The sequence below is a fragment of the Actinoplanes sp. KI2 genome (assembly GCF_025630775.1).
GTDB lineage: Bacteria > Actinomycetota > Actinomycetes > Mycobacteriales > Micromonosporaceae > Actinoplanes.
Map to the genome: position 1 here is coordinate 102,173 of NZ_JAOSZE010000023.1, position 11,323 is coordinate 113,495.

Consider the following 11,323-nt stretch of genomic DNA (forward strand, 5'->3'; position numbering starts at 1 on the left):
ATGGCGGTACGGCGGTCGGATGCGACCCGCGCGGCGATCCTGGTGGCGGCCCGGGAGCGGTTCGCCAGCGACGGGTACGAGCGGGCGACGATCCGTTCGATCGCGGCCGACGCCGACATCGACCCGTCGATGGTGATGCGGTACTACGGCAGCAAGGAGAAGTTGTTCGCCGCGGCGGCCGAGTTCGACCTGCAGTTGCCGGACGCGTCCGCGATCCGGGCGGAGGAGATCGGCGCGGTGCTGGCCCGGCACTTCCTGCACCGCTGGGAGGGCGACGACACGCTCACCGCCCTGCTGCGCGCCGCCGCGACTAACGAGGCCGCCGCCGATCGGATGCGTGACCTGTTCGGCGCCCAGCTGCTGCCGGTGGTCGCCGCGGTCTGCCCCGATCCGGCCGACGCTCCCCGCCGCGCCGGGCTGGTCGCGAGCCAGATGCTGGGGCTCGCGCTGTGCCGCTTCGTGCTGCGTCTGCCGCCGATGGTGGCGATGCCCGCCGAGGAGGCCGCGGGCTGGGTGGGTCCGACAATCCAGCGCTACCTGACGTCCGCCTCCTGACCCCTCGAAAAGGGGTCAGGAGGCGGTGCGCGTCCACTGCTGGTTGGTGCCGCCGTTGCAGGTGTACTGCTCGATGTCGCCGCCGTCCGCAGTGGAGGCGCCGGTCACGTCGAGACACTTGCCGCTGTGCCGAGCCTTGAGCGTGTAGTAGCTGCCGGTCGCGGTCCACTGCCACTGCTGGTTGGTGCCGCTGCCGCAGGTGTACTGGATGACGTTGGCGCCGTCGGCCGTCGATGCCGAGGCCACGTCCAGGCACTTGCCACTGTTCTGGTTGACGATCCGCAGGTAGCCGGTGCCGAGGTCCTCGAATGCCCACCTCTGGTTGAGTCCGCCGTTCGATGCGTACTGCTTCACCTCGGCGTTGTTCGCGGTGGACGCGCCGACCAGGTCCATCACCTTGCCGCTGTTGCGGTTGGTGACCCGGTAGTGGGTGAGCGGCACGTTGGTGCCGCCGTCCTGCCCCCACGAGTAACGCAACTGATCGCGGCCGCTCGCGTTCGTCGTGGACAGGGTCAGGCTGGTCCCGCTGCCGCCGATCTCCTGCAGCCGGTACGGGTCGGCAATCCGCACACCCGGCCAGTAAACGGTGCCCAGCCCTTCGGCGCGCGCCTCCGCGGCGGTACCGCGGATGAAGGCGACGAAGCTGTCGGTCGCCGAGGGGGAGTCGTAGTTGCGCCCGTCGGTCATCGGCGCGCCGAACTCGGTGATCAGCACCCGGGACGCGTACGAGCCGACGCTGGTCCGCAGCGACTCGCGCCAGGAGTCCTCGGTCGTGCGGCTGGTGTCGAAGAACTCGTACGTGTGCCGCGAGATGAGCGTTCCGTCGAAGCGACTGTCCGACCCGATCGTGGTGAGGCGCTGGTTGTACCCGGCGCCGGAGACGACGACCCGGCCGCGGGGCACCGACGAGTAGGTGGACAGCCACTGCGCGGCCAGGTTCTTCCAGTCCGCGTCGCTGTATCCGTACGGCTCGTTCATCGGCTCGAAGTACACGTTGGCGTTGCCCGAGTACTTGCTGACGATCGTCTGCCACATCGACCAGAACTGGGTGAGGTTGTCCACCGTCCCGTTGCGGGAACTGGCCGCCTCCCAGTAGCTGAGGATCACCCGCATCCCCTTGGCGGTGGCCGCGTCGATCGCCCCGGTGTACGAGTTCCAGTACGAGCCTGAGACGGTCGGATAGTTCACCGGCATCCGGACGGTGTTGGCGCCCAGGTTGTTCTGGAAGCCGGCCAGGATCCCGTTCGCCTTGGCCTGCGTGGTCGCGTAGCTGTCGCCGGTGCTCAAGCCGCCGAGCACCAGGGTGTCGTCGACGAAGTTGTCGCGCTGGTCGGCCCAGTTGACCCCGCGGAAGTCGCTGGTGGCGGCGGCCGCGGGGGAGGCGGCGACGGGCACGGCCAGGGTCGCGGCGACGAGGGCCAGGATTGGCAGAGCTTTCTTCATGGCCTCATCTCAGAGACTCGGAAATGGGCACGCCACGATGCGAACCGAGATGGTCGGAAACGTTCACACCCGAACATGGAACGGCGACGACTGGCGGACCACGAGCGACGGCGCGACCAGGACGCCCTGGACCGGGCGCTGCGAGCCGTCGAGCAGCCGGGTGACGATCAGTTCCACGGCGAGCCGGCCGACGTGGTTCTTCGGCGGGCGTACCGCGGTCAGCGCCGGCTCCGCCAGGTGGGCGACCTCGTCGTCGTACGAGATGAGGGCGATGTCCTCCGGGATGCGCAGGCCCTGTTCCGCGCAGGTCTGCGCGACCGCGATCGCGTGCGGGTCACTGTGCACGATCAGCGCGGTCTCGCCTCGCCGGCGGCACCCGGCCAGCACTTCCCGCAGCATCCGGTCCGGCGGGTCGTCCAGCATGATCGGCGGCGGCAGCTCGCGGTGCCGCAGGTACGCCGAGGTGGGGCTGCCCCGCGACAGCAGCAGCCCGATCCGCCGGTGCCCGTGTTCCCGCAGGTGCTGCACCGCGATCTCCAGGCCGAGCGCGTGGTCGCTGCGTACCCACTCGACCCGCCGGGACGCGGCGGTCCAGCGGCGCGGTTGCCGCTCGACGAGCACGCACGGGACCGGCAGCCGGCCGATCCAGTCGATCATGTCGTCGTCGTCGAGGTCGGGCGCGAGCAGCAGGCCGCGTACCTCGCCCGCCTCCACCAGCCGGCCGATCTGCCGACGGTCCTCGTCCGGGTCGTAGCTGGAGCCGCGCAGCTGGACGGTCACGCCGAGCGCGGCGGCCGCGGCCCGCGCCCCGGCGATCACCGGCGGCCAGTAGAAGTCGAGCGAGGGCACCACCATGCCGATCGCGATGCCGGTCGTGGTGACGGCGCGCGGGCGCCCGGCCGAGCGGGCCCGGTTGGGCAGGGTGGCTCCGCCGTGCACCCGGTTGACCAGATTGCGGGCGGCCAGGGCGGCGATGTCGCGGCGGATGGTCAGCTCGCTGACGCCGAGGTCGCGCGCGAGCTCGCGGACCCGCACGGCGCCGAGCCGGTGCAGCTCGGTGAGCAACCGCTCGTGCCGTTGCACCTGGAACAGGCGTTCGTCGGTCACCACGCTCTCCAGACCGGCGGGAGGAGCGCCATGCTTGTTTCGTGATGGTTAACGTAATGCGTCACGATATCGATCGTCAACGATGTTCGAGTGGCTTCGTTTGCGGACGATCCCGATCGGATCGTGGCGTCCCGATCGGTCGGAGCGCTACCAAGAGGCCATGAGAAGGGCTCTCGTCATCGCTCTGGTCATGGCGACGATCCTCGCCGCCGAGCCGGCCGCGGCGGCGCCGGTCACCGTGGTCAACGGCACCCAGTTCACCGACACCTCCGGCGCCGTCGTGCACGCGCACGGCGGAGGGGTGTTGAAGGTGGGTTCCTATTACTACTGGTTCGGCGAGAACCGGAACGCCGACGACACGTTCAAGGCCGTCTCGGTCTACCGCTCGACCGACCTGCGCACCTGGGAGTTCCGCAACAACGTGCTCACCCCGTCCTCCGCCGCGGAGCTGCAGGGCGCCAACATCGAGCGCCCGAAGGTCATCTACAACGCGAGCACCGGGCAGTACGTGATGTGGATGCACAAGGAGAACGGCACCGACTACAGCGAGGCCCGCGCGGCCGTCGCGTACTCGTCGACGGTCGACGGGGCGTACACGTATCAGGGCAGCTTCCGCCCGCAAGGCACGTACATGTCCCGCGACATCACGCTGTTCAACGACAACGGCACCGCCTACATGGTCTCCGCGGCGGACGAGAACTACGACCTGATGATCTACCGGCTCACCGCCGACTTCCGCGGCATCGCGAGCGTGGTCGGCAACTTCTGGAACGATGCACACCGCGAGGCGCCCGCCCTGTTCAAGCGGGGAAGCACGTACTTCATGCTCACCTCGGCGGCGACCGGCTGGAGCCCGAACCAGGCGCAATACGCGACCGCTTCGAGCATCTCCGGACCGTGGACCGGGTGGTCGAACGTGGGCGACTCGACCACGTACAGCTCCCAGCCCGCGTACGTGCTGCCGGTCCAGGGCACCTCCGCGACCGGCTATCTGTACCTGGGTGACCGCTGGGCCGGCGCGTGGGGTGGCCGGGTGAACGATTCCTCGTACGTCTGGCTGCCGATCGCCTTTCCGACGTCGACCACCATGAGCCTGTCCTGGTACCCGACGATCACCATCGACGCGGCGGCCGGCACGGTCACCGGAAACCCGGCCACCTACTACCGGATCACCAACCGCAACAGCGGCAAGGTGATGGACGCGGTCGGCGCCTCCACCGCCAACAACGTCGAGATCAAGCAGTACAGCTGGAACGGTGGCGGCAACCAGAAGTGGGAGTTCCAGGACGCCGGTGGCGGCTACCTCCGGATCGTCAACCAGAACAGCGGCAAATGCCTGGACGTGGCCTCGTCGTCGACCGCCGACGGCGCGAACATCATCCAGTACACCTGTGGCAGCGGGACCAACCAGCAGTGGCAGTGGACCGCGACCGGCAGCTACTACACGCTCAAGGCGCGCCACAGCGGCAAGTGCCTGGACGTGGTGAACGCGAACACCGCGGACGGCGCGGACATCCAGCAGTACACCTGCAACGGCGGAAACAACCAGCAGTGGAGCCGCACCCAGTCATAGTTCGGCGCCGCCCGGATCGCGGAGATCCGGCGGCTGCTGGACGCGCCGGAACTGAGCGCGGACCGTCGTCCCCTCGACGAGCCGACGGCCGATCGGATTCGGACGGGCATGTGGGACGACTGGCCGTGGTCGCTGATGCCGATCGTCCCCGCCGCGACGGCCGCTGCCACGAGCGGCATGCCCGCCGCCATGCTCTGGCACCTTCAGCCGGCCGCGGCGCCGCCGAGGCCGATCTCGTTGCCGTCCGGGTCGACGTAGGTCGTCTTGCGGACGCCGTTGTCGTACGTCTCCTCCTTCGCCGGCGTCAGCCCGCGGGCCGCGATCGCCGCGACCCGCTCGTCGAAGTCGTCGAGGAACAGGGTGTGGATGGCGTGGCCCGCCTTCTCCGGCAGGTGTTCGATGTAGACGTACCGGTGCTCGGCGATCTCCCATACCGCCTCGACATCGTTCGGGAAGAACGCCGGCGGCGCGCCGAGCAGCTTCTCGTACCAGGTGAGCGCCGTCGCGTAGTCACTGACGGCGATCCCGGCGAACAGGTCGACGGACATGACTCATGCTAAATCGCCCGGTCGCCCAGTTTCACCGCGACGACGCCACCGATCACGAGCAGCCCGCCGACCAGCTGGAGCGGGCCGGGCAGCTGATCGACCAGCAGCCAGGCGAAGACGACCGCCGCGATCACCTCGAGCAGCGCCACGAACGACGCGACCCGGGAGCCCAGGCGGCGGCTGGCGGCGATCCCGGTCGCGTACGCCAGAGCGGCCGTGACCAGCCCGAGCAGCAGCAGCGGCACCCACCAGGACACCGTCGCCGGAGCGAACGCGATCGGCGCCGTGCTCGCGTGCATCGGCAACAGCCCGGTCGCCGCGAGCAGCCCGAGCGTGAGCGCGCCGACCGTCAGGCCCACCCCGGCCAGGGCGAGCGGCGGCAGCCCGCTGTCGGTGTCGGCCGAGATCAGGAAGTACGCCGTGGCGCCGACCATCGCGGCCAGCGCCCACGCCACGCCGGACCAGGCCAGGTGCGCTCCGGAGGTCAGATCGAGCACGAGCACCAGCCCGGCCGCGGCGATCGCGGCGCCCGCGACGGTCAGCTTGCTCGGGCGCTGGCCGCGGCGCAGCCACAGCCAGGCGACCACGGCGGCGGGCGCCGTGTACTCGATCAGCAGGGCGGGGCCGACGTCCATCCGGGCGACGGCCGAGAAGTAGCAGAACTGCGCGCCGGCGACGGCCAGCACCCCGTACGTCAGGATCTGCCCGGCCTGGCGTCGCAGCAGGTGGCCGCGTCCGCGCAGCGCGGCGACGGTGAAGGGCGCCAAAGCGATCGCGGCGATCGCGATCCGCACCAGCACGATCGCGCCCGGGCTCCACCCCGTGGCCAGCAACCCGGTGGCCAGCGAACCGGACAGACCGAACGCCGTCGCGGAGCCGACGGCGAGCAGCACGCCGCCGCCGACGGCCGGGGCGGCCTGGCTGGCCTGCACCGCGGGAATGTCATTGGCTATCTGCGTCATAGCCTATGACGCTATGGACGCCGGAGGTAATATGTCAAGGTGGTTTTGGCGCATGACACAGAGGCATCGCTGCTGGCCGCCGTCGAGCTGGTGAACAGCGGCGAGGATCCGGAGACCCTGCTCACCCTCGACCAGGCCGACGCCTGGTACGCGCGGCACCGCTACAGCGGCCGGCGCGACCGGACCGAGGCCGAGCTCGCCGACCTGCGCGCGATCCGGCCGGTTCTGCGCGAACTGCTCACGGCCGACCGCGACACCGCCGCCGAGCTGGTGAACCGGATGCTCGCCGACGCCAGCGCGACGCCGCGGCTGGTGCGCCACGACGGCATCGACTGGCACATCCACGCGGTCTCGCCCGACCAGCCGCTGGTGCGGCGGGTGCTGGTGGAGACCGCGATGGCGATGGCCGACGTGGTCCGCGGCGACGAGATGTCCCGGCTCGCGGTCTGCGCCGACGACACCTGCGCGGGCATCGTGCTCGATCTCACCCGCAACCGATCGCGCCGCTTCTGCAGCACGACGTGCGCCAACCGGATCGCCGTCGCCGCCTATCGCGCCCGCCGGCGAGGTTAGATCCCGCCGGCGAGGCCAGATCCCGCCGGCGAGTCAGAGCAAGGGTCACATCCACCGCTGCGTCACCCGGTCGGCGGTGAGCTCCTTCTCGCGTACGAGTCGATGGAGCTCACCGCCGTCGCCGGCCTGCGGCTCAACGCCTACCGCGCCGAGCCCGGGTCACCCTCGCAGGACGCCCTGAACCTGCTGGCCGGCTGGACGGTCACCACCGCCGGCTAGGGACAGCCGGCTAGGGGCAGCCGAGCGCCCCGCGGTACCCCGCCGGCGGCTTGCCGGCGGCGGTCTGGTCGGCCATCTCCCAGAACACCTCGGGGTAGTCGCCGTCCTTGTCCATCCGCTGCAGAACCTTCCACTGGTGGCTGCTGCGCAGCGCGTCCGCCGCCTTCTCCAGGGCGACCTGGTCGCCGGCCTGCTTCGCCCGCTGCCACTCCTCGATCCAGCCGCAGCCGACCCGGGCGGCCACCGCCGCGCCGAACTGGTACTGATCGTTCGTGCCGACGGCGTTGAGCGCCGCACGGTCGAACTTGGGCGGGAGCGGCACGCCCTCGAGCGCCTTGGCGGCGGCCTCGTCGGCGCGGCCGGGGGTGACGATCTCGGGCGGCATTGCGGCCAGCCAGGTCTGCACGTCGACCCGCTTGATCCGGGTCAGCTCCTGATCGAAGGCGCTCCGCGTCCACTTGCCGCCGGTGCGCAGTTCGGCGAAGGTGTCGCCGTTCGGCTTCAGCTGCATCGCGAAGTCGCTCGCGTCGTACGTGAAGATGTTGCCGTCGATGCCGTCGACCTTGCCCGGCTCCGGCTTGCTGACGTCGAGCCGGTCGGCGTAGTAGCCCGGGTACTCCTTGGCCGGGTACCAGTTGATCTCCAAGTCATGGTCGCCCTTGGTGAACCGCATCGTGCCGCTGTTCTCGGTGAAGCCGTACACCGTCGTGATCTTCCATCCCGGCTCCTGGATGAGCAGCCGCGGGTTCTGTTCGGCGGCGCGCAGGACCAGGGCGTTCCAGTCGGCGCCGGTGGTCGGCGCCGGGCGGTCGGCCTCGTGCGTCTCCGGTCGCTGGTGGCGGATGACGGCCGAGACGGCGAGCACGCCGATGAGGGCGGCGGCCGCGGCAATGGGGGCGATCAGGCGGCGCCGCCAGGGCGCCGGCATACGGTCGGCAGACATGATCTCCTCGAGCAGGGTCTGGTCGGCCCCGTCGAGCTGCCCGATGATCTCGGGACGGTAAGGGTCGGCATCGTGCAGCCGGTCGTCGATCATTGGCCCTCCTCGGGGACGGGTGCGGTCAGGACGTCGAGCACATGTCCGGAGGGGACCGAATCGTCACCGACATCGTCACCGACGAGTTCGCGGAGCCGGGCGCGGGCCCGGGAAAGCCGGGTCCGAACGGCGGCCGGCGACACCCCGAGCACCTGGGCGGCCTCCCGGGGTTCGAGACCTTCCCAGACCGTGAGCAGCAGGACCTCCCGATCGAGCTCGCTCAACCGGCCGAGAGCAGCGCGGATCGCGAGCCGCTCCGGCACCTCGGCGGCGGGGTCGGCCGAGAACACGGTGAGCCGTTGCCGCAGCCGCCGGCCGAGCCGTTCGCGCCGGATGTCCCCGCGATGCTGGTTGGCGAGCACCCGCCGGGCCACCCCGTACAGCCACAGGCGGGCCTCGCCGTCGGCCGGTATCTCCCGGCGCCGCCGCCACGCGACCAGGAAGGTCTCGGCGACGACATCGGCAGCATCGGCGGACTGCTCCACCCGGCGCAGAGCGTAGGCGAGCAGCGGTTCGAAGGTGGCGGCGTACACCCGCCGGAAATGTTCGTCGTGCTCGGTTCCGGATCTCACACTCACCCCATGTCCGGCAACGCCCTCATCGTGACAGCTCCCGGGGGTCCGATCGGTTCGCGATCGCTTCGGGGTGCGGGGTGCGCGGCCGGATCGGGCACACCGAGCCGCGGGCGGGCCGACTCGCGCCGGGCCGATACCAGGGCGGGCAGCATCGTAGCGGCGGTGAGCAAGAACGCCGCCGAGAACCCGAGCGCCGGGACGAGGACGCCGAAACCGATCGCGCCGGCCGCCATGCCCAGGTCGTACGCCGCGTTCCAGACCGCGCTCACCCCGCTGTAGGCCGAGCGCGGCGCCCGCTCGTACATGAGCGCCAGGGTGACGTTCTGCAGGATGCCGAACCCGGCTCCGAACGCGGACGCGCCGAGCAGGACGCTCCCGAACGATCCGGTGCCGGCCAGCGCGGCGGTGCCGCCGATCGCGAGCAGCACGCCGGGCAGGAGCAGCCGGGAGTGACCGCGGCGGTCGCCGATCCGGCCGGCCGCCCAGCGAGCGAGGGTGCTCACGGCCGGTTGGACCAGGAGCACGATCGACGCCGTCGAGGCCGGGATCGCCAGCGGCAGGAAGGTGACGATCACGCCGGCCGCCGAGGTGCAGGCCGCGAAGACGACCGGGAGCCGCCGGCTGATCGCGACGATGCGCCCCGCGGGCTCGGCCGGCCGCGGGTCGGGCAGGAACGGCAGCGCGGCCAGCGTGAGGAGCGGCGCGAGCGCGGTGACGACGAAGACCGGATCGGGACCGTAGCGGAGGGCGGCCCACAGGCCGGCCGGGAGGGCGGCCAGCGAGCAGACGCCGCTGACCAGGCCGGTAAGGGCCACGCCCGCGCCGCGACGCGAGGCCGGGACCAGCAGGGCGATCAGCGCGCCGCCGGCGACGACGGCGGTCGCAAATCCCATGCCGCGTACGGCGTTGGCCGCGATCAGGGCCGGGGCCGAGGTGGCCCGCAGGAAGACCAGGGTGGGCGCGCCGAGCAGGAACAACCCCAGGGCGACGGTCCGCCGGTAGCCGAGCCGAGCCACGATCCGCGGGGTCAGCAGCTCGCAGAGAACGGTAGCGATGAGAAACGCTCCGGTCGTCAGGCCCGCCGCCGAGGCCGACGGCGCGACCAGCGGGATCACCGCGAGCGGGAGATAGAAGCCGAGCGCGGAGCCGGCGGTCGGGGCGAGTGCTGCGATCCTCATGTGCGCCACGCTAGGAGCGGACCGGACCACTGATAAGGTCCAATCTCATGCCCGTCGAGTGGGCCGGTTGGGGTCCGCAGCTGCTGCTCGAGCTCGATCGCACCTCCGCCACGCCGCTGCGATCGCAGGTGGAGCACCAGCTGCGCGTGGCGATCCGGGCCGGTCGGCTCGCCGCCGGGGAGCGTCTCCCGTCGTCGCGCGTCCTCGCGGCGCATCTCGGCCTGTCCCGCGGCCTGATCCAGGACTGCTACGCCCAGCTCCAGGCCGAGGGGTACTTGACCGCGCACACCGGCTCGGCGACCCGGGTCGCCCCGATGGCCGCCGGGAAGGCGGCGCGGGCCTCCGGCCGCCACCGGCCGCCCGCGCCGAAACCGCTCATCGCCGACTTTTCCTCGGGCGTGCCCGATCTGCGGCTGGCGCCACGGCAGGACTGGGCGTGGGCGATCGGCCAGGTGTGCCGGACGGCGCCGAACGTGGCCTTCGACTACGGGCCGCCGAACGGGGACCCGCGGCTGCGCGAGGTGCTGGCCGCCTACCTGCGGCGGGTACGCGCGGCCGACGCGTACCCGAACCAGGTCTTGATCTGCACGGGTGTCGCCCAGGGGCTCGGCCTGGTGCTGCGCGTGCTCGCCGATCGTGGGCACACCCGGGTCGCGTTCGAGGATCCGGGGGCGGTGCGGACCGTCCGGGACGCCGCCCGCAGCGCCCGGATCGACCCGGTGCCGGTACCGGTCGACGAGCACGGGATCGACGTGGCCGCGCTCGCCCGCAGCCGGTCGCGGGTCGCGGTGGTCACGCCCGCCCATCAGTGGCCGACCGGCGTGGTGATGGCCCCCGAGCGCCGGCACGAGCTGCTGGCCTGGGCCCGCGAGCACGACGGCATCGTGCTCGAGGACGACTACGACGCCGAGTTCCGCTACGACCGCGACCCGGTCGGCGCGCTGCAGGGGCTGGCTCCCGATCGGGTCGTGTCGCTCGGCACGGTGAGCAAGTCCCTCGCGCCGGCCCTGCGGCTGGGCTGGGCGGTCCTTCCGCCGGCGCTGTTCGACGACGTGACCGCCGCGAAGAGCGTGGCGGATCGGGGCACCTCCGGCATCGACCAGCTTGCGCTGGCCACGCTGATCGAATCTGGCCGGTACGACCGTCACCTGCGCCGGATGCGCGCGGTCTACGCGCGCCGGCGGGCGATCCTGTCCGCTCACGTCCCGCACGTCACCGGCCTCGCCGCGGGCTTCCATGCGATCGCGCACCTGCCGGCCGGCGCGAGCGAGCGGGAGGTGGTCGCGGCCGCCCGGGCGCGCGGGGTGGGCATCTACGGGATGAGCGACTACCGCGCCGACGGCTCCTGCGACCCGCCGCAGTTGGTGCTCGGTTTCGGCAACACGCCGGATGCCGCCATGGAGGCCGGCCTGCGCGCGATCGCCGACCTGATCGGCGGGCGATAGCCGGAACTGTTCCCCCGTTCGGGCCGTGGTCGCATCCGTGCTCCGCGATCACTCTGCTCGCCGGGCCCCGCCGGGCATCCGTATCCTGACTGCACTTGGGGGGATGTGC

General features: G+C 71.5%; 12 protein-coding genes. 5 read left to right on the forward strand and 7 right to left on the reverse strand.

Features of this window, described 5'->3' with window-relative positions; all coding sequences use genetic code 11:
- Complete coding sequence (locus ODJ79_RS24510) at nt 1–555, forward strand: TetR family transcriptional regulator (protein ID WP_263025898.1); 555 nt, start codon at nt 1–3, stop codon at nt 553–555.
- 15 nt (nt 556–570) lie between these two features.
- Here the strand turns inward: ODJ79_RS24510 and ODJ79_RS24515 are convergent, their stop codons facing one another.
- Nucleotides 571–1,998, reverse strand: a complete 1,428-nt coding sequence (locus tag ODJ79_RS24515) for an RICIN domain-containing protein (protein WP_263025899.1) — start codon at nt 1,996–1,998, stop codon at nt 571–573.
- Between the two features lie 63 nt (nt 1,999–2,061).
- Nucleotides 2,062–3,105 carry a substrate-binding domain-containing protein gene (locus ODJ79_RS24520; protein WP_263025900.1) on the reverse strand — a complete coding sequence of 348 codons (1,044 nt, stop codon included), beginning with the start codon at nt 3,103–3,105 and terminating at the stop codon, nt 2,062–2,064.
- A 160-nt stretch (nt 3,106–3,265) separates the two neighbouring features.
- On the opposite strand from ODJ79_RS24520, the gene ODJ79_RS24525 reads away from it, so the two are divergent.
- Nucleotides 3,266–4,678, forward strand: coding sequence for an RICIN domain-containing protein (locus ODJ79_RS24525; RefSeq protein WP_263025901.1), 1,413 nt, complete (start codon nt 3,266–3,268; stop codon nt 4,676–4,678).
- 203 nt (nt 4,679–4,881) lie between these two features.
- Here the strand turns inward: ODJ79_RS24525 and ODJ79_RS24530 are convergent, their stop codons facing one another.
- Nucleotides 4,882–5,226: a VOC family protein gene (locus ODJ79_RS24530; protein WP_263025902.1), complete on the reverse strand. Its 345-nt coding sequence runs from the start codon at nt 5,224–5,226 to the stop codon at nt 4,882–4,884.
- An 8-nt stretch (nt 5,227–5,234) separates the two neighbouring features.
- Nucleotides 5,235–6,188: an EamA family transporter gene (locus tag ODJ79_RS24535; protein ID WP_263025903.1), complete on the reverse strand. Its 954-nt coding sequence runs from the start codon at nt 6,186–6,188 to the stop codon at nt 5,235–5,237.
- Between the two features lie 39 nt (nt 6,189–6,227).
- Here ODJ79_RS24535 and ODJ79_RS24540 point away from each other — a divergent pair, with 39 nt between their 5' ends.
- Both ODJ79_RS24540 and ODJ79_RS24545 read left to right on the forward strand, forming a co-directional pair.
- The gene (locus ODJ79_RS24540) at nt 6,228–6,761 is read left to right on the forward strand and encodes a CGNR zinc finger domain-containing protein (RefSeq protein ID WP_263025904.1); all 534 of its coding nucleotides are present in this window, start codon (nt 6,228–6,230) and stop codon (nt 6,759–6,761) included.
- A 57-nt stretch (nt 6,762–6,818) separates the two neighbouring features.
- On the forward strand, nt 6,819–6,980 hold the full coding sequence (locus ODJ79_RS24545) for a hypothetical protein (protein ID WP_411267367.1): 162 nt from the start codon (nt 6,819–6,821) through the stop codon (nt 6,978–6,980).
- 10 nt (nt 6,981–6,990) lie between these two features.
- On the opposite strand, the gene ODJ79_RS24550 is transcribed toward ODJ79_RS24545, so the two are convergent.
- From ODJ79_RS24550 to ODJ79_RS24560, 3 genes are read right to left on the reverse strand one after another with little or no spacing between them, the layout of a single operon-like run.
- The gene (locus tag ODJ79_RS24550) at nt 6,991–8,016 is read right to left on the reverse strand and encodes a hypothetical protein (protein ID WP_263025905.1); all 1,026 of its coding nucleotides are present in this window, start codon (nt 8,014–8,016) and stop codon (nt 6,991–6,993) included.
- Nucleotides 8,013–8,588 (reverse strand): RNA polymerase sigma factor, encoded by a 576-nt coding sequence (locus tag ODJ79_RS24555; RefSeq protein WP_263025906.1) that lies wholly within the window; start codon nt 8,586–8,588, stop codon nt 8,013–8,015. The genes ODJ79_RS24550 and ODJ79_RS24555 overlap by 4 nt, the downstream gene beginning before the upstream one ends.
- 2 nt (nt 8,589–8,590) lie before the next feature.
- Nucleotides 8,591–9,769 carry an MFS transporter gene (locus tag ODJ79_RS24560; protein ID WP_263025907.1) on the reverse strand — a complete coding sequence of 393 codons (1,179 nt, stop codon included), beginning with the start codon at nt 9,767–9,769 and terminating at the stop codon, nt 8,591–8,593.
- A 47-nt stretch (nt 9,770–9,816) separates the two neighbouring features.
- Between ODJ79_RS24560 and ODJ79_RS24565 the strand changes: the two genes are divergently transcribed.
- Nucleotides 9,817–11,214, forward strand: a complete 1,398-nt coding sequence (locus ODJ79_RS24565) for a PLP-dependent aminotransferase family protein (RefSeq protein ID WP_263025908.1) — start codon at nt 9,817–9,819, stop codon at nt 11,212–11,214.
- Nucleotides 11,215–11,323 lie beyond the last annotated feature (109 nt).

Excerpts from the sequence above, each read along its gene's own strand:
- ODJ79_RS24515 (WP_263025899.1), bottom strand. The coding sequence starts at position 1,998 with ATGAAGAAAGCTCTGCCAATCCTGGCCCTCGTCGCCGCGACCCTGGCC.
- ODJ79_RS24550 (WP_263025905.1), bottom strand. The coding sequence starts at position 8,016 with ATGATCGACGACCGGCTGCACGATGCCGACCCTTACCGTCCCGAGATC.
- ODJ79_RS24535 (WP_263025903.1), bottom strand. The coding sequence starts at position 6,188 with ATGACGCAGATAGCCAATGACATTCCCGCGGTGCAGGCCAGCCAGGCC.
- ODJ79_RS24525 (WP_263025901.1), top strand. The coding sequence starts at position 3,266 with ATGAGAAGGGCTCTCGTCATCGCTCTGGTCATGGCGACGATCCTCGCC.
- ODJ79_RS24565 (WP_263025908.1), top strand. The coding sequence starts at position 9,817 with ATGCCCGTCGAGTGGGCCGGTTGGGGTCCGCAGCTGCTGCTCGAGCTC.
- ODJ79_RS24510 (WP_263025898.1), top strand. The coding sequence starts at position 1 with ATGGCGGTACGGCGGTCGGATGCGACCCGCGCGGCGATCCTGGTGGCG.
- ODJ79_RS24530 (WP_263025902.1), bottom strand. The coding sequence starts at position 5,226 with ATGTCCGTCGACCTGTTCGCCGGGATCGCCGTCAGTGACTACGCGACG.
- ODJ79_RS24560 (WP_263025907.1), bottom strand. The coding sequence starts at position 9,769 with ATGAGGATCGCAGCACTCGCCCCGACCGCCGGCTCCGCGCTCGGCTTC.